Below are 15611 nucleotides of genomic sequence, written 5' to 3' on the forward strand. Positions count from 1 at the left end.
CAGCGAGGTCACCTCGGCCGCGCGGGCCGCGTGCAGCAGGTCGGCGGCGTCGTCGGGCCTGCGGTGCCGGGGCGTGACGTCGAGGCGGGCGGCCACGCGCAGCCCCGCCCGCTCGAACGCCGCCAGCAGCTCGGCCCGCGTGCGCAGGCCGAGGTGCTCGGCCAGGTCCGACAGGATGAGCCAGCCCTCCCCCTCCGGCTCCAGATGCCCGGCCAGGCCGTCGAGAAACCCGCGCAACATCCGCCCGCCCGGGTCGTAGACGGCGTGGTCGAGCGGCGTCACCGGCTTGGCCGGCAGCCAGGGCGGATTGCAGACCACCAGCGGCGCCCGGCCCGCCGGGAACAGATCGGTGCGCACCACCTCGACCCGGTCGTCGAGGCCGAGCCGGGCGAGATTGGCGCCGGCGCACTCGACCGCCCGCGCGTCGAGGTCGGTGGCCACGACGTGACGGACGCCGCGCCTGGCCAGCACGGCCGCCAGCACGCCTGTGCCGGTGCCGACGTCGAAGGCCAGCCGGTCGCCGGGCAGCGGCGCCTCGGCCACCAGGTCCACGTATTCGCCCCTGATCGGTGAGAACACGCCGTGGTGCGGGTGAATGCGCCCGCCCAGCGCGGGGACGTGCACGCCCTTCTCGCGCCACTCGTGCGCGCCGATCAGGCCGAGCAGCTCCTGGAGCGGCCCGACGGCGGGCGGGGCGTCGGGGCCGTACACCTCGGCGCACGCCTCCCGTACGTCGGGAGCCCGGCGCAGCGGCACGACGTGCCCCTCGGCGTACGGGACCAGCAGCATCCCGAGCGTGCGGGCGCGCTGGGAGCGGGCCTGGCGGTGCCGGTGGAAGCCGCTGCCCGCGGCGGCCGGTTTGCAGCGGCGGCCCATGGCGCTCAGGAGCTGGCGGGCGTTGTTGAAGTCGCCGCGCCAGAGCAGGGCGGTGCCCTCGCAGGCCAGCCGGTAGGCGGTGGCGGCGGTCATCCGGTCGTCGGCGACGATGACGCGGCTCGGGGGCGGCGCGCCCAGCGCGGAGCGCCAGAGCGCGCTGTGTTCCTGGCCTGCCTCGGTCCACTGGATCATCGTCATCCGACCGTTTCACGTACCGCACCGTCACGGCTACCGGTTTTACGGTAAACGGCCGCGCGGCCCCTACGGCGTCAGAGCGTGTAGTCGAAGGTGTAGGAGTGGGCGCCGTCGGGGGCCACCGAGATGGCGATCTCGCCCCTGAGGCCGCGCAGCTCCCCCGTCGCGGAGTCTGGCACGACCCTGGCGAGCAGCGACTGCGCGCCCGCGTCGCTCACCGCGTCGTGCTGGACGACGAAGGCGCCCGACCGGCCTTCGACGGTGCCCTCGAAGTGCTCCAGCGCCACGTACGAGCGCGAGTTCTCCACCGGGGTGGAGGCGACCAGCATGGTGACGACGCTGGTGCCGGTCAGGTCGCCGTGCCAGGTCTTGTCCAGGGTCACGAGCGCGAGCGTGACGCCGTCGCGGTCGTGGAAGGGCGGTTCGGGGGTCCAGTTGGTGATGTCGAAGGTTCCCTTGGCGGTCATGGAGGTCATCGTCGCAGGCGTACCTGCCAGGTGCTGTCAGGTACCGGCGAGCCGTTCCACGACCGGCGCGAAGGCGTCCAGGAACTGGGCGTTCACCGACACGTACGAGATCCCGAGGTGGTCGCGGCGGCGCAGCAGCGTGTCGGCCATCTCCTGGGGCGTGCCGACGAGGATGCCGGTGCCGGTGCGGCCGAAGCGGCTCAGCGCCCATTCCGGCGGCTCCGCCCCCGCGCAGGCCAGGTTCATGCCGAGTTCGAGATCGTGGAAGCGGTCGCCGGCCAGTTCGTACAGCTCGTCCAGCTTGGCCGCCACCTGCTCCTCGGTGGTCTGCGGGGGCACGCCGAGCGCGACCGTGTCGGCCTTGCGCGCGGCCAGCCGCAGCAGCTTGGTGCCGGCCGCGGCCACCAGGATCCGGACGTCCTTGGCCGCGTCGAGGGTCTGGTCGATGGTCTCCGAGAGGCGCTCGATGCGCTGACCGGGCGTGCCGAACCGGACGCCGAGCGCCGCCGCGTCCCGTTCCGCGTCCGGCCGGCCGGCCCCGAGGCCCAGCTCGAACCGTCCGCCGGTGAGCTTGTGCAGGGTGACGGTCTCCCAGGCCACGGCCCTGGGCGTCCGGTTGGGGGCGCTCAGCACGAACGTGCCGACGCGCAGGGTCGTCGTGGCCGTGGCGGCGACGGCCGCGGCCGTGAACGGCGACAACGTCTGCAGGGTGTCGGGCACCAGCAGGGTCGAGTAGCCCAGGCTCTCCACCCGGCGGGCCAGGCCGGTCCACGCGTCGGCGTCGGGGGCTTGTCCGGCGACCGCGCCGAACCTGAACGGGTGATCGGTCATGCCCCCCACGATCGCCGACGGGCGGGCCCGGCACATCGTCCGCCGGACCGGTGGGACGCTACACCCGAGGGCGCAAGCGGATCTGCGCCGCTACTCCCCCAGCAGTAGCCGGACGAACCCGCCGGAGAACTTGCCCGCCGGGTCGAGCCGCCGCACCAGCGACCGGAACGCGTCGGGGCACCGCGGCCGGCGGGTGAACAGCTTGCCCCAGTGCGGCCGGGGCCCGAACGGCGCCAGCGTCTCCTCCACCAGCTCCAGCACCGGCATGACGGCGGCGACGTCCTTCTTCCAGGTGAAGTGGATGCCCACGCTGTCACGTCCGTGGAAGGGGCTGAGCCACAGGTCGTCGGCGGCGACCGAGCGCACCTCGGAGATGAGCAGGACCGGGCGGATGCGCTCGCCGATCGCGAACAGCTCGCGCATTGCCTTCGCCGCGTGCTCTCTGGGCAGCAGCAGCTCCGACTGCAGCTCGTCGCCTGCTCCGCTGGGCGGGGAGTCGGCGCGGAAGTGCGGCAGCCGTTCGTGCCAGGGGCCGGGCACGCCCAGTTGGGCCGTGCAACTGCCGGTCGGCATGCCCGGGATGGGGTGGCGGGGGCCGTCGGCGGGGGTGGTGCCGTACCAGTCGGGGTCGGTCAGCTCGTCCTCGCGCTTCAGCCAGACGCGGGTGTCGCGGTAGTCGGTGAAGAGGCTGACGCTGTAGCCGCTGGACATGATCGCGTCGAGGTCCGCCAGGGCGGTGCCGGGTGACAGGCCCTCGCGTACGTACTGGCGCAGCTCGAAGGCGGGCACCAGGTCGAGCGTGAGCGAGGTGACGATGCCGAGCGCGCCCAGCGACACCACCGCGCCGGGGAAGTCGGCGTCGCCGCGCGAGAGTGACAGCGGCGAGCCGTCGGCGGTGACGAGGTCGATCCCGGACACGGCGGCGGCCAGGCAAGGAACGTTGACACCGGAGCCGTGCGTACCGGTCGCGACCGAGCCGGCCACGGAGATGTGCGGCAGCGAGGCCAGGTTGGCCAGCGCGAACCCGGCCCGGTGCAGCAGCGGGGCCAGCCGCGCGTACGTCATGTGCGCGCCGACCAGGGCCGTGGCCGCCGCGGTGTCGATCTCCACCAGGTCCGGCAGGCGGTCCAGCACCACGAGGTCGCCCGTGGTGTCGGCGACGTCGTTGAACGAGTGCCCGCTCCCCAGGGCCCGGATGTTCGCGCTGGCCGCGACGAGCCGCTGCAGCTCGGCGAGCGACGCCGGATGGTGCACGGCCTTCGCGTGGAACGTGGTGTTTCCCGCCCAGTTGGTGAACGTCACCGCCTCACCCTCCCACAGCGGCAGCCTGCCGTCCCCGCCGGTTCCGGGCGCCGACGACGGAGGTGGACCGGGCGGGGAACCCGTCGACCGTCCCGGACGTTCTTCCCCTTGAGCGCACGATGGCGGAGGAGGGACATGGGCTGGCACTACCGCAAATCCATCAAAGTCGGGCCGTTCCGGATCAACCTATCGCGGCACGGCGTCGGACACAGCTACGGCAATCGCCGCTTCCACGTCTCCACCACCCCTGACGGTCGGCGTCACGTGTCGGTGCACCTGCCCGGCGGCTTCCACTTCGGCAAGACGTTCGGGAGCAGGCGCTATCGGGGACCCCACTACTGACGTTCGGCGGTCCTGCGACCGCTTGACATAGAACGGGCCGGAGGCACGCGCCTCCGGCCCGTTCCCTTTCGCTCTCCCCTCCCTGCCTGCACAGTGGGCTGATGAGCCCTCACATGACGCCGGAAGAGTTCCGCCGCCACGGCAGGCAGGTCGTCGACTGGATCGCGGACTACCTCGCCGGGATCGAGTCGCATCCCGTGATGTCCCAGGTCAAGCCGGGTGAGATCCGGCGCGCGCTGCCCTCGGCGCCGCCCGAGCGGGGCGAGCCGTTCGAGAGCGTGCTGTCGGACCTCGAACGGCTCCTGCTGCCCGGCATCACCCACTGGCAGCATCCGGGCTTCTTCGCCTACTTCCCGTCCAACGCCAGCGGCCCGGCCATCCTGGGCGACCTGCTGTCCAGCGGGCTGGGCGTGCAGGGCATGCTCTGGGTGACCAGCCCGGCGTGCACGGAGCTGGAGACGGTGGTGGTCGACTGGCTGGCCGAACTGCTCGGGCTGCCCGGCCACTTCCGCACCGACGCGGCGGGCGGCGGCGTCATCCAGGACTCGGCGTCGAGCGCGTGCCTGGTCGCGCTGCTGGCGGCGCTGCACCGCGCCGGTGACGGCCGGGTCACGGAGGAGGGGATCACCCGCCGGTACGCGCTGTACGTCTCGTCCCAGACGCACTCGTCACTGGAACGGGCGGCGCGCATCGCGGGCCTGGGCGCGGCGGGGGTCCGTCTCGTGGACGTCGATCCCCGTACGCTGGCCATGGACCCCGCCCACCTGCGTACGCTCCTCGACCGTGACAGGGCCGACGGCATCGTGCCCGCCATGGTGTGCGCCACCGTCGGCACGACGTCCACCACGGCCGTCGACCCGGTGCCCGAGATCGGCGCGGTGTGCCGGGAACGCGGCGTCTGGCTGCACGTGGACGCCGCCTACGCCGGGGTCGCGACCGTCTGCCCCGAGCTGCGCTGGCTCAACGACGGCGTGGCCGAGTACGCCGACTCGTACGCGACCAACCCCCACAAATGGCTCCTGACGAACTTCGACTGCGGCGTTCTGTGGACCGCCGACCGGGGCCCGCTGCTGGCCGCGCTCTCGTCCCTGCCCGAATACCTGCGCAACGCCGCCACCTCGGCCGGGTCGGTCATCGACTACCGGGACTGGCAGGTGCCGCTGGGCCGCCGGTTCAGGGCGCTGAAGCTGTGGTCCGTGATCCGCTGGTACGGAGCCGAAGGGCTGCGCGCCCACATCCGTCAGGGCGTCGGGCTGGCCCAGGAGCTGGCGGGGTGGATCGCCGCCGATCCCGGCTTCGAGCCGCACGAACCGCATCCGCTCGGGCTGGTGTGCTTCCGCCCGCGCTGGCCGGGGCTGGACGCGCGGGAGGCGGACCGGGCCACGATGCGGCTGCTGGAGTTGCTCAACGCGAGCGGGTCGATGTACCTGACGCACACCAGGATCGGCGACCGGGCGGTGCTGCGGATGGCCATCGGGGGCGCGGCGACCGAGCGGCGGCACGTGGAGCAGGCGTGGGAACGCATCCGCACGGAACACGCGGCCCTGTCGAGAACGCTCCCCGGCCACTGAGCGCCCACCGCCGCCTGAACCCCGGGTGGCGAGAGGTCACGTGCGGTAGCGGCCGACGAGTTCGGCGCCGATCCTGGCCAGCTCGGCCCTGACCGACTCCGGCTCCACGACCTCGACCCGCGCGCCCCACCCGGCGAGCTGCTCGGCGATCGTCAGCGCCATCGGGGCGGCCACCCGTGCCCTGACCCGCCCGTCCTCCGCCGCCCCGAGCACCTCGCAGTGCCGCCCGAAGTGGTCGCGGACGATGGGCAGGAACCTGGCCGGGACGAGCACGGTCGCCGAGACCGTCGAGCGCCGCCGTTCCATCTCCTCGACCACGCCCTCCCAGGCCCGCGCCAGTTCGAAGTCACCGGGCCGCTCGAACTCCTCCTCCGTCACCTCGGCCGCGGCGATCCGGTCCACCCGGAAGGTGCGCTGACCGCGTTCGGTGCCGGCCAGCAGATACCAGACGTCGTCCTTGTCCACCAGCCCCCACGGGTCGACCAGGCGCTCGGAGCGTTCGCGGCGGCGGCCCTCGTACGCGAGCCTGACCCGGCGCCGCCGTACGGTCGCGCGTTGCAGGACGCGTACCAGCTCGGGCCGTTCCCGCTCCGGCTCGCCCCAGCGGGCCGGGTCGACCACCACCGTGCCCGCGGCGGCCTCGGCCTCGGCCCTGAACGTCTGCGGCAACGCCCGCAACAGTTTGCGCAGCGCGGATCTGATCTCGGGAGCGGTGGGCGCGGCCGGCCCGGCGAGCAGGAACAGCGCCTGCGCCTCGTGGGCGGTGAGCCCGCTGAGGTCGGTACGCGCACCCCCCAGCAGCGACCAGCCGCCACCCCGCCCGGCCTGCGGGTAGACGGGAATGCCCGCCGTGGACAACGCCTCCAGGTCGCGGCGCGCGGTGGCCACGGACACCTCCAGCTCCGCGGCCAGCTCGGCGGCGGTCACCCGGCCACGCGCCTGCATGAGCAGCAGCGCGGCCACCAGTCGATCTGCTCGCATGCCGTCCATTCTCCTCGGAAAAGTACGCATTCGATGAGCACTTTTCAGGCGCACCATGGTCCCTGTCACCCGACATAAAACGACATGAGAGGTCACCGTCATGCTTCGCGGATTCGCCACGATCTCGTTCTGGACCGCCGACCTGGAGGCCGCCGCGGCCTGGTACACGGAGTTCCTCGGCATCGAGCCCTACTACCGCAAGCCCGGCTACATCGAGTTCCGCGTCGGCGACTACCAGAACGAGTTCGGCCTGATCGACAGCCGGTACGCCCCGCCCGGCGCGACGAACGGGCCCGCGGGCGCGATCATGTACTGGCACGTGGACGACCTGGAGGCCACCCTGGAGAAGCTGCTCCGTCTGGGCGCCAAGGAGTACCAGCCGATCACCCACCAGGGAGACGGAGAGGGGTTCATCACGGCGTCGGTGGTCGACCCGTTCGGGAACATCCTCGGGATCATGCGCAACCCGCACTACCTGACCGTTCTCGGAGAGTGACGCGTCTGCCATCCTGGACGGGTGTCACGGCCGCACGTCCTGCTCACCGCACCGCCTCGCACGGGCAAGACCACCGTCGTCCGTCGCCTCGCCGAGCTGCTCCGGGCGACGGGCCTGCCGGTGTGCGGCTTCGTCAGCGACGAGCTGCGTGAGCACGGGCAGCGGACGGGCTTCACCGTCGAAGACTTCGCCGGGCGCAAGGCCGTGATGGCACACCAGTCGTGGGTCTCCGGCCCGCGGATCGGCAGGTACGGCGTCAACGTGCCCGCGTTCGAACGCATCGCGCTGCCGGCCATGCAGCGCGCGCTGACCACGAAGGGCGCGGTGGTGCTGATCGACGAGATCGGGCCCATGGAGATGCTGTCGCCCGCGTTCATGCCGCGCTGCGTGGCGCTCTTCGACTCCGACCTGCCGATCGTCGCCACGGTGCACCAGCGCACCCATCCGGCCCTGAAGGCGCGCATCGAGGCCGACCTGATCACCGTGACCCCGCACAACCGCGACGAACTCCCGGAAACCCTGCGCCGCCTGCTCGCCGGCCGCGCCTGGTGACCCGATGCTCCCCGCTCCCGGACGGCTCACCCTGATCTGCGGCCTGCCCGGCTCCGGCAAGACCACGCTGGCCCGCCGGCTGGCCGCCGAACAACCCGCCGTACGACTGTGCCCTGACGAGTGGATGGCGCACCTCGGCCTCGACCCGTACGACGACCCGGCGCGCGACCGCCTGGAGAGGCAGCTCTGGCGGCACGCCCATGACCTGCTACGGCTGGGGCAGGACGTCATCCTGGAATACGGCTTCTGGTCGCGGGCCGAACGGGACGAGCTGCGCCTGGCCGCCCGCACGCTGGGCGCGCAGGTCGAGCTACGCTACCTCACCGCCCCCACCGAGGAGCTGTGCCGCCGTCTGGAGGCCAGGAGCGGGTGGGGCACGGTGCCGGTCACGCGCGACCAGCTCGAGAGGTGGGCAACTCTCTTCGAGGCCCCGGACGAAGCCGAACTGGCGCTCTTCGACGCGCGAATCCCGTGAGAACTCGATCCGTCCCATGAGAACTCGATCCGTCCCATCGGGAAAAAGCAGGCATGACACAAACGCACCCGGCGACGACAGCCGAGGTGAACGACGCTGAACTCATCCGATGGTCACGTGACGACCCGGAACAGTTCGCCGGACTGTTCGACCGCTACATCGAACAGATCCACCGCTTCATCGCCAGGCGGCTCGGTCCCCAGGCCGCCGACGACGTCGCGGCCGAGACGTTCCTGACGGCCTTCCGCAGTCGCGCCTCCTACGACCTGACCCGGCAGCTCGCCGGTCCATGGCTCTACGGCATCGCGACCAACCTCATCGCCAAGCACCGGCGGGGCGAGGAGCGGTTCCTGCGTGCGCTGAGCCGTACCGGCACCGATCCGTCGTCCGAGCCGTCGATGGCGGACACGGTCGTCGGCCGCGTGGCCGCGCAGGGGGTCGATCGCAAGCTCGCGGGGGCGCTGGCGGGCATGTCCTCGGGCGATCGCGACGTGCTGCTGCTGGTGGCCTGGGGCGAGTTGGCCTATGAGGAGGTCGCGTCGGTGCTCGGCGTACCGGTCGGAACGGTCCGTTCACGTCTGCACCGAGCGCGCAAGAAGGCAAGGGCCGCCCTGGGCGGAGACGATCCCACAAGAGAGGTCGCATGATGGACGAGATCAAGCAGTTCCTCGGAGCCACGCCGGTGATCACCAGCGAGGCGAGGGAGACGGCACGAGCCCGGCTCTTGCGGGAGATGCACGAGCCCGCCCCCGCACCCGTGAGGCGGCGTACCCTGCGCATTCCGCGGTTGACCTGGCAGCTCGGGGTCGCCACCGTGGCCGCCGCGGCCCTCGTCGTCGGCTTCGGCGTGCTGCGCGGTGACGACCGGTCGGCCGCGCTCGCCAGCGTCAAGGACCTCGGCGAGCGGGCCGCCCGAACAGCCGAACACGACCCGGACGCCGCGTACAAGAGGACTCCCACCTCCGGCCAGTGGCTGTACGTCAAGGAGACCATCGCCCCGCTGCTCGCCGAGCCACGGCCGGAGGTGGATCGCGACCGGCGCGAGACCCTGGAAACCTGGCACAGCCTGGACGGCAAGCAGATGGCGATCGACGACGGCGCGGGCAAGCTGGTCATCGAGGAGGTGACCACCGGTCTCACCGGCGCCGACCTGGCCAAGGCCCCCGTCACGCCCGACGCGGTGCTCGCCAAGATCAAGGCATCCGTCGCCGCGACTCCCGCCTCGCCGTTCGACCAGGGCGCGTCCGAGCCAGAGCGTACGTTCAAGACGATCGGCACCCTCATGGGCGGACAGGCGCTCACCCCGGAGGTCCGTGCGGCGCTGTTCCGCGCGCTGCCGATGGTCGAAGGCGTCTCGGTCAAGCAGGACGCCGTCGACGCGGCGGGCCGGCACGGCGTCGCGTTCGCCTACACCGGAGCTGAGGAGCGCTCCGAGATCATCGTCGATGCCGAGGACTACCGGTTCCTCGGCCGCTACGGCGAGAACCTCGCCGACAGGCCGTTCCCCAGCCAGGGCGTCGTGACGCCCGCTCCGACCTCCCCCAGCGAGCAGACCGGAACCGTCAAGGCCGGCGCCCCCCTGGTGTGGAGCGCGCAACTGGAGACCGAGGTCGTCGGCAAGCCAGGGGAACGCGCCCAGAAGTAGGCGCCCTCCCCGGTTGAGGACCGTGTCCTCGATCAGGATGGGGTGGACGAAGAAAACGCCTCCTGCCTACGGAGACTCGCAGGCAGGAGGCGTTGTGGTCTTGTGGACCTGATTGCCGCTTACTCGAACACCGCGCCACAAACTTGGAGGAGACTGTCGAATGGCCAAGGCTTACTTCCAACCTTGGGGCTAGCCCGTCGCGCCGTGCGGTCGTGTCACGGCGACCACGTTCACAAGCCGTTCCAGGCCGTCGAAGTCCTTGGGGTTCGCGGTGAACAACGGCAGTTCGTTACAGGCGGCCGTCGCAGCGATCATCAGGTCGGCGGTCCGGCTCCGTGGTCGTCGACCTTGCATGTACACGACGGCACAGATCTGCCCGAACACGCGGGCTGCCTCGGCGTCGTACGGCAGCGGATCACCAAACGCCGCCTCGGCATACTGGAGCACCGCGACCCTTCCCGCACGCTTGACCGGATCATCGGTGGCATACGGGCCGCGCGACAGTTCGCCAAGCGTGACTGCGGTGATCGCCGACTCTGCGGGCAGTTCGGCGGGATCGAAGAGCTTGAAGGCGGCCACGATATTCGTGTCGAGAACGCCTCGCTCATGCCGGGTCACAGGCCGGTCCCATCGAGCGGATCGCGTAGCTCGTCATCGATCATCGAGTCCAGATCAGCCCGTACCTCGTCCCAGTCAACAGCCGGGGCGGTGGCGAAGACGGCCTGCGCCTCCGCTGTGGGAACGAACCGGCGACGCCTGATCGGATTCACTTCGGCGAGCGGCTCGCCGTTGAGCGTCAGAATGTACCGCTTTCCCGCACGCAGGCCGCGCGTGACGCCACCAGAGTCGTTGACGAACTGGCGCACGCTCACCTCGGTCGAACGAGGCCTTGGGGCATCCATGCCGCAATTGTACCCACGCCATACTACGGCATCATGATCGTTTACTTCACGCTGCTCACTCCCCATTGCACAGACGTAAAGGCGCAGTCAAGGCCGGCGCAGTTCCACATCATCAAGAACGGCCCGACGATCTCCGCCAAGCACGTCGGTACGACCGGAGCCCACCGCGACGAAAGCGACACTTTTGGGCTGGACGGCATCGCGACCCGCCCGGCATGATCCGACGTGCGAGTGTCGGCGGACTCGGCCCGCCTCTCGGGCGGCCTCTCGGGCGCCTCGGGGGACGAGGTTACCGGTGGCGCAGACGGGGCAGCGCGGTTGATAGTACGTGGAGGTGCGGTCGATCGTACGTGGAGGTAGAGCCATGGATGCCTACCAGGCCGCCACCGCGATCGTGGCCACGGCGGCCGGCGGCGCCTCGATCTCCGCTCCCGTCGCGGGGCTCGCGAGGTGAGGTCATGCGTCTACTCAACATCGAATCCTCTCCGCGCGGATCCAGGTCTGCGTCTATCGCCGTCACCAGCGCTTTTATCGAAGCCTACCGTCAGGCTTGCCCTTGGGTCATTGTCGATACCTTGAACGTCTGGGAGGAAATGCTGCCGGACTTCGATCAGGAGGCAATCGGGGCGAAGTACAAGGGCGTGAGCAAGGAACCGATGGACCGGGCGGAGTCCGCCATCTGGGACAAAATTCAGGAGCTGGCGGTACGTTTCCAGCAAGCGGACCGCATCGTGCTCGGCGTGCCCATGTGGAACTTCGCCTATCCGTACAAACTCAAGCAATTGATCGATCTGGCCAGTCAGCGAAACATGCTCTTCACCTATGACGGCATCGAGTACGGCCCGTTGCTGAAAACTCCGCGCGCCTTCGTGGTCTATGCGCGGGGCGGGACGTATGAGGAAGACTCACCGACACCCGCTTCCCGGTTCGACCATCAGAAAAGGTACATCGATTTCTGGCTGAAGTTCATCGGGGTCAAGGAGGTTCATACGCTGGTGGTGGACGGCACGACGTGGGGCGGGAAAAAGAAGGGCGAGGAGAAAGTCGCGCTCGGTCGGGAGGAGGCAAGAAAATTGGCGGCGGATTTCTGAGCTTGATCTTTAACCTTGCCGACGATGACAGTGATGAAAGTTCAGCCGGCAGCTTCTGAGGCCGAGGTCGGCGGGGCCGAGGCGGTGCTCGATACCAGCAGCATCACCACCGCGACTCGGCGACCTGGCTGGTGAGCCAGGACTCGATGTGCTCGTTCACCTCGGCGTGAGCGAGAGACGAATCGCCCCGCTCCTGCACGTCCACAGGACCCAGACACGCAAAAACGGCGATGCCCCGAAGGACACCACCGTTGATCGAACCCGCTTGGGTGGAGCTATGGGGATTCGAACCCCAGACCTCCTCCATGCCATGGAGGCGCGCTACCAACTGCGCCATAGCCCCTTGCGATCAACAAGTGTAACGGAGTCCTGGACCCCTCGTGTCACGCCGGGACCCCGGTGATACGTCTTAGGTTCATGCCCATCTTTGAGGAGCACCGAAGCCTGCTGACCGCGGTCGCCTACCGGATCCTGGGCAGCGTCGCCGACGCCGAGGACGTCGTCCAGGAGGCGTGGCTGCGCTGGTCCGGCGTGGACGAGTCGGGTGTCGACGACCCCAGGGCGTACCTGGTCACGGTGACCTCGCGGCTGGCCGTCGACCGGTTGCGGTGGGTGAAGTCGCGGCGGGAGTCGTACGTGGGGCCGTGGCTGCCCGAGCCGATCAGCACGTCCCCCGACGTCGCCGACCGGGCGGAGCTGGCCGACTCCGTGGAGCTGGCGCTGCTGGTGGTGCTGGAGACGCTCTCGCCGCTGGAGCGGGCGGTGTTCGTGTTGCGGGAGGCGTTCGACCTGCCGTTCGCCGAGATCGCGCGGATCATCGGACGGGCCGAGCCGGCCACCAGGCAGCTCGCGCGGCGGGCGCGGGAGCACGTGCGCGAGAAGCGCCCGCGCTTCGACGTGGACGGGAACGAGCGCAGGCGCATCACCGAGCGCTTCATGAGCGCCGCCGCCGGAGGCGACCTCGACGCGTTGATCGCGATGTTCTCCGACCAGGTGACGGTGGTCACCGACGGCGGCGGCAGGGCCAGGGCGGCGCTGCGGGTCATCACCGGGCCCGAGAAGGCCGGCCGCTACCTGCTGTCGATCACCAGCCCGGCGAACAGCGCCCGCTTCCTGGCCTCGATCGGCGTGCCCGGCGACGCCGACCTGTCGGTCGGGCTGACGATCCTGAACAACGCACCCGCCGTGGTCGGCTCGGCCGGCGGGCAGGTGGTCACCGTCGTCTCGCTGGTGATCGTGGCGGGCCGGATCGAGGCCGTCTACCTGATCGTCAATCCGGAGAAACTCGCCCGACTGGAGCCCGTCATGGTCGCCGGTGACCCGTACACGTGGTCCGCATGGTCAGGGCCGCGTCGTCGAGAGCGAGAGTGACGGTGACCTCGCCCAGCTCCGCCGTCCCGCGTACGTGGGTGCCGCCGCACGGGATGGACGCCTGCCCGTCGGGCAGCGAGCAGTGCCAGGTGCGCCGGGCGGTCAGCTCGGGCCCCGGCACATCCAGACCGACCGGGGCGTCGGCGGCCACCCATGCCGCCAGCCGCTCGTTCACCTCCCGCGCGACCTTCGCCGGGTCCAGGCCCTCGGTGGAGAAGCCCTTCTTGCGCAACGACTTGCCCAGGCGGTAGACGTCCACGCTGCCGTGCGGCTCGATGCGCGAGGAGGCGATCGCGGCCTGGTCGAAGTCGGGACGCCCGAGCGAGTCGGGCCTGGTCTCCTTGCGCCAGTGCCCGGCGAGCGCGGCGTTGAGCGCCAGCGCGGCCAGGTGGCAGGCCGTGTGCCCGGCCGAGAGCGCCGCCCGGTGGACCGGGTCCACCTCGAGGTCCACCTCGGCGCCCACGGGCAGCGGCGTCTCGGTCACGTGGACGACCAGCCACTGCCGGTCCTCGGCGCCGCGCCGCACCGGGACGTCCTCGCCGAGCAGGACCTGGCCGTCGTTCGACTGCGCCCCCGTGACGCAGTCGACGACGGCCAGGCCGCCGATCGTGCCCTGGTCGGCGGGCTGGTCCGGCCAGGTGTGGTCGAGGGGATGGAACGGCGTCTCGGCGACGACGAGGCCGTGCCGGTCCCCCACCGGCACGACCCCGACGATCGGTGAGCGGCCACTGGTCAGGCCGCGGGGAAAGGTGACAAGGGTGGAATTCACGCGGTCATTCTGGCAGGGTTCCGCTCGTCCTCCAGGTAACGGTCGCGGCCGGCGTACAGGCCGGTGACGAGTTGGGCGACGAGCACCACGAAGATCAGCGCGTACGGCACCGCCCAGCCGCCCGTGGCCTCCCGCAGCACCCCCACCAGCAGCGGCCCCGCGCCCGCGATGAGGTATCCGGCGCTCTGCCCGAACGCCGCCAGCGCGGCCGTGGACTCCGGCGTACGGGTGCGCAGCGCCAGCATCATCAGCGCCAGCGGGAACGACCCCATCCCCACGGCCACGAACACCACCCACACCAGCGCCGTCGAGGGCGGCGCGAACCACAGCCCGAGGAAGCCGACCACGTAGAACGAGACGAGCCCGATCACGGTGGGGCGCTGGTCGCGGTGGCGGGAGGCGATCACGGGCACGAGGATCGAGACGGGGATGCTCAGCGCGGTGAACACGGCGAGCACGAACCCGGCCTCCGACGTGCTGTATCCCACGTCGGTGAGGATCGTGGCGAGCCAGCCGAACATGATGTAGGCGATCATCGACTGGGTGCCGAAGTAGATCGCGACCATCCAGGCCAGCTTGCTCCTGAGCAGGCTGCGCAGGCCCGCGCCCCGGCCGCCGCTGTTCCGTTCCGGCTCACTGCGCAGCAGCGCGAGCCACGGAAGGACGGCGACGGCGGCCAGGGCCGCCCACACGCCGAGCGCGATGTGCCAGTCTCCCGACGCGCGTTCGATCGGCACGGTCGCGGCGGCGGCCAGCATGGTGCCCACCGCGAGGGCCGTGGTGTAGACGGTGGTCATGATCCCGGTACGGGCCGGGAAGTGACGCTTGATCAGCGTCGGGATGAGCACGTTGCCGACGGCGCCGCCGGACAGGGCGACCGCGCTGCTCAGCAGGAACACGGGCGCCGAGTCGACCAGCGACCTGACCAGCAGCCCCACGCCCAGCGTGATCAGGGCGAGCAGCAGCAGCCGGTGCTCACCGGCCCGCCGGGCGAGCGTGGGCGTGACCGCTCCCACGCCGGCGAAGGCCAGGACGGGCAGGGTGGTCAGCAGCCCCGTGCCGACGCTCGACATGCCGAGCCCGGCGGCGAGCTGGTCGAGCAGCGGGCCCACGCTGGTGACGGCGGTGCGCAGGTTCAGCGCGGCGAGGACGATTCCCAGTACGAGGAGCCAGGCCAGGGGTGCGGTTCTGCCTCGGGTCTCTTGGGCGAGCACGCTCATGCCGGGAAGGTCCTCCACTCATCAAGTCATGGGATGAATCACCCCCTTTAACTAGACCGTAATATCCGTTTATTCCTGGCTGCCGGTCTTGTTGCCGCACGATTCGATGAACGTCTTGAAGCGCTTGAGGTCACCGACGACCCGCATGCGGACGAGGTGCAGCCAGTCGGCGGCGGCCTCGACGAAGCCCTCGGGGTCGTACTCCATCCTGAGCGTGACCCTGGTCCTGTCGTCGTCGATCCGGTGGAAGGTCACCGTGCCCGCGTGGTGCGGGCCGCCGACGCTGCGCCAGGCGACGCACTCGTCGGGCCGCCGCTCGGTGATCTCCGCCTCGAACTCACGTCTGACGCCCGCGATCTCCGCCACCCACGCCGTACGCGTGCCGCCGAGCCGCTCGACCGACTCCACGCCCTCCATGAACCGGGGGAAGCTCTCGAACCGCGTCCACTGGTCGTAGGCCACCCGGAGGGGAACCTTGACCTCTTCCGTGTGTTCGATCGTGCTCATGGGGTGTGCCACTGCCCC

20 protein-coding genes and 1 tRNA gene are annotated in these 15611 nt (G+C 70.6%); 10 read left to right on the top strand and 11 right to left on the bottom strand.

What is annotated here, in order from left to right:
• The 4 genes from ABD844_RS07025 to ABD844_RS07040 all read right to left on the bottom strand — a co-directional run.
• A partial coding sequence (locus ABD844_RS07025) for a methyltransferase (RefSeq protein WP_344874162.1) occupies positions 1-1074 on the bottom strand: 1074 nt, incomplete at its 3' end.
• 71 nt (positions 1075-1145) lie between these two features.
• Complete coding sequence (locus ABD844_RS07030; RefSeq protein WP_344874164.1) at positions 1146-1538, bottom strand: DUF3224 domain-containing protein; 393 nt, start codon at positions 1536-1538, stop codon at positions 1146-1148.
• Positions 1539-1574: 36 nt separating this feature from the next.
• Positions 1575-2369 carry an LLM class flavin-dependent oxidoreductase gene (locus tag ABD844_RS07035; protein WP_344874166.1) on the bottom strand — a complete coding sequence of 265 codons (795 nt, stop codon included), beginning with the start codon at positions 2367-2369 and terminating at the stop codon, positions 1575-1577.
• Between the two features lie 90 nt (positions 2370-2459).
• Positions 2460-3671, bottom strand: coding sequence for an FAD-binding protein (locus ABD844_RS07040; protein WP_344874168.1), 1212 nt, complete (start codon positions 3669-3671; stop codon positions 2460-2462).
• Positions 3672-3806: 135 nt separating this feature from the next.
• On the opposite strand from ABD844_RS07040, the gene ABD844_RS07045 reads away from it, so the two are divergent.
• Positions 3807-4013, top strand: coding sequence for a DUF4236 domain-containing protein (locus ABD844_RS07045; protein ID WP_344874170.1), 207 nt, complete (start codon positions 3807-3809; stop codon positions 4011-4013).
• A gap of 101 nt (positions 4014-4114) precedes the next feature.
• On the top strand, positions 4115-5584 hold the full coding sequence (locus ABD844_RS07050; RefSeq protein WP_344874172.1) for a pyridoxal-dependent decarboxylase: 1470 nt from the start codon (positions 4115-4117) through the stop codon (positions 5582-5584).
• Positions 5585-5620: 36 nt separating this feature from the next.
• Here the strand turns inward: ABD844_RS07050 and ABD844_RS07055 are convergent, their stop codons facing one another.
• Entirely contained in the window at positions 5621-6565 is a 945-nt protein-coding gene (locus ABD844_RS07055) for a helix-turn-helix transcriptional regulator (protein WP_344874174.1), read from the bottom strand.
• Positions 6566-6665: 100 nt separating this feature from the next.
• On the opposite strand from ABD844_RS07055, the gene ABD844_RS07060 reads away from it, so the two are divergent.
• The 5 genes from ABD844_RS07060 (at position 6666) to ABD844_RS07080 (ending at position 9733) form a co-directional block, all read left to right on the top strand.
• A complete protein-coding gene (locus ABD844_RS07060; RefSeq protein WP_344874176.1) occupies positions 6666-7061 on the top strand; it encodes a VOC family protein in 396 nt (131 codons plus the stop codon).
• 21 nt (positions 7062-7082) lie between these two features.
• Positions 7083-7613, top strand: coding sequence for a nucleoside-triphosphatase (locus tag ABD844_RS07065; protein WP_344874178.1), 531 nt, complete (start codon positions 7083-7085; stop codon positions 7611-7613).
• A gap of 4 nt (positions 7614-7617) precedes the next feature.
• Positions 7618-8088, top strand: a complete 471-nt coding sequence (locus tag ABD844_RS07070; protein ID WP_344874180.1) for a P-loop nucleotide/nucleoside kinase family protein — start codon at positions 7618-7620, stop codon at positions 8086-8088.
• Positions 8089-8174: 86 nt separating this feature from the next.
• Positions 8175-8735 carry an RNA polymerase sigma factor gene (locus tag ABD844_RS07075; RefSeq protein ID WP_344874182.1) on the top strand — a complete coding sequence of 187 codons (561 nt, stop codon included), beginning with the start codon at positions 8175-8177 and terminating at the stop codon, positions 8733-8735.
• Complete coding sequence (locus ABD844_RS07080) at positions 8732-9733, top strand: CU044_5270 family protein (protein WP_344874184.1); 1002 nt, start codon at positions 8732-8734, stop codon at positions 9731-9733. The genes ABD844_RS07075 and ABD844_RS07080 overlap by 4 nt, the downstream gene beginning before the upstream one ends.
• Positions 9734-9922: 189 nt before the next feature.
• Here ABD844_RS07080 and ABD844_RS07085 read toward each other — a convergent pair whose 3' ends face one another.
• Both ABD844_RS07085 and ABD844_RS07090 read right to left on the bottom strand, forming a co-directional pair.
• A complete protein-coding gene (locus ABD844_RS07085; protein ID WP_344874186.1) occupies positions 9923-10351 on the bottom strand; it encodes a type II toxin-antitoxin system VapC family toxin in 429 nt (142 codons plus the stop codon).
• The gene (locus tag ABD844_RS07090) at positions 10348-10599 is read right to left on the bottom strand and encodes a prevent-host-death protein (protein ID WP_344874188.1); all 252 of its coding nucleotides are present in this window, start codon (positions 10597-10599) and stop codon (positions 10348-10350) included. The genes ABD844_RS07085 and ABD844_RS07090 overlap by 4 nt, the downstream gene beginning before the upstream one ends.
• 69 nt (positions 10600-10668) lie before the next feature.
• Here ABD844_RS07090 and ABD844_RS07095 point away from each other — a divergent pair, with 69 nt between their 5' ends.
• Both ABD844_RS07095 and ABD844_RS07100 read left to right on the top strand, forming a co-directional pair.
• Positions 10669-10854 carry a hypothetical protein gene (locus tag ABD844_RS07095; protein WP_344874190.1) on the top strand — a complete coding sequence of 62 codons (186 nt, stop codon included), beginning with the start codon at positions 10669-10671 and terminating at the stop codon, positions 10852-10854.
• 239 nt (positions 10855-11093) lie between these two features.
• Entirely contained in the window at positions 11094-11726 is a 633-nt protein-coding gene (locus ABD844_RS07100) for an FMN-dependent NADH-azoreductase (protein WP_344874192.1), read from the top strand.
• Positions 11727-11996: 270 nt separating this feature from the next.
• On the opposite strand, the gene ABD844_RS07105 is transcribed toward ABD844_RS07100, so the two are convergent.
• Positions 11997-12069: transfer RNA gene (locus ABD844_RS07105), tRNA-Ala, on the bottom strand.
• A gap of 74 nt (positions 12070-12143) precedes the next feature.
• Here ABD844_RS07105 and sigJ point away from each other — a divergent pair.
• Positions 12144-13097 carry an RNA polymerase sigma factor SigJ gene (gene sigJ / locus ABD844_RS07110; protein ID WP_344874194.1) on the top strand — a complete coding sequence of 318 codons (954 nt, stop codon included), beginning with the start codon at positions 12144-12146 and terminating at the stop codon, positions 13095-13097.
• On the opposite strand, the gene ABD844_RS07115 is transcribed toward sigJ, so the two are convergent.
• The 3 genes from ABD844_RS07115 to ABD844_RS07125 all read right to left on the bottom strand — a co-directional run bounded on the left by ABD844_RS07115 (position 13030) and on the right by ABD844_RS07125 (position 15593).
• A complete protein-coding gene (locus tag ABD844_RS07115; protein WP_344874196.1) occupies positions 13030-13866 on the bottom strand; it encodes an alanyl-tRNA editing protein in 837 nt (278 codons plus the stop codon). The genes sigJ and ABD844_RS07115 overlap by 68 nt on opposite strands.
• Entirely contained in the window at positions 13863-15086 is a 1224-nt protein-coding gene (locus ABD844_RS07120) for a CynX/NimT family MFS transporter (protein WP_344874198.1), read from the bottom strand. The genes ABD844_RS07115 and ABD844_RS07120 overlap by 4 nt, the downstream gene beginning before the upstream one ends.
• A gap of 69 nt (positions 15087-15155) precedes the next feature.
• Positions 15156-15593, bottom strand: coding sequence for an SRPBCC family protein (locus ABD844_RS07125; RefSeq protein WP_344874200.1), 438 nt, complete (start codon positions 15591-15593; stop codon positions 15156-15158).
• Positions 15594-15611 lie beyond the last annotated feature (18 nt).

It is taken from the genome of Nonomuraea antimicrobica, assembly GCF_039536965.1.
GTDB lineage: Bacteria > Actinomycetota > Actinomycetes > Streptosporangiales > Streptosporangiaceae > Nonomuraea > Nonomuraea antimicrobica.

Coding starts and splice junctions, on each gene's coding strand:
- ABD844_RS07030 (WP_344874164.1), bottom strand. CDS start 1,538: ATGACCGCCAAGGGAACCTTCGACATCACCAACTGGACCCCCGAACCG.
- ABD844_RS07035 (WP_344874166.1), bottom strand. CDS start 2,369: ATGACCGATCACCCGTTCAGGTTCGGCGCGGTCGCCGGACAAGCCCCC.
- ABD844_RS07045 (WP_344874170.1), top strand. CDS start 3,807: ATGGGCTGGCACTACCGCAAATCCATCAAAGTCGGGCCGTTCCGGATC.
- ABD844_RS07050 (WP_344874172.1), top strand. CDS start 4,115: ATGAGCCCTCACATGACGCCGGAAGAGTTCCGCCGCCACGGCAGGCAG.
- ABD844_RS07055 (WP_344874174.1), bottom strand. CDS start 6,565: ATGCGAGCAGATCGACTGGTGGCCGCGCTGCTGCTCATGCAGGCGCGT.
- ABD844_RS07060 (WP_344874176.1), top strand. CDS start 6,666: ATGCTTCGCGGATTCGCCACGATCTCGTTCTGGACCGCCGACCTGGAG.
- ABD844_RS07070 (WP_344874180.1), top strand. CDS start 7,618: ATGCTCCCCGCTCCCGGACGGCTCACCCTGATCTGCGGCCTGCCCGGC.
- ABD844_RS07080 (WP_344874184.1), top strand. CDS start 8,732: ATGATGGACGAGATCAAGCAGTTCCTCGGAGCCACGCCGGTGATCACC.
- ABD844_RS07095 (WP_344874190.1), top strand. CDS start 10,669: ATGATCGTTTACTTCACGCTGCTCACTCCCCATTGCACAGACGTAAAG.
- ABD844_RS07100 (WP_344874192.1), top strand. CDS start 11,094: ATGCGTCTACTCAACATCGAATCCTCTCCGCGCGGATCCAGGTCTGCG.
- sigJ (WP_344874194.1), top strand. CDS start 12,144: ATGCCCATCTTTGAGGAGCACCGAAGCCTGCTGACCGCGGTCGCCTAC.
- ABD844_RS07120 (WP_344874198.1), bottom strand. CDS start 15,086: ATGAGCGTGCTCGCCCAAGAGACCCGAGGCAGAACCGCACCCCTGGCC.
- ABD844_RS07125 (WP_344874200.1), bottom strand. CDS start 15,593: ATGAGCACGATCGAACACACGGAAGAGGTCAAGGTTCCCCTCCGGGTG.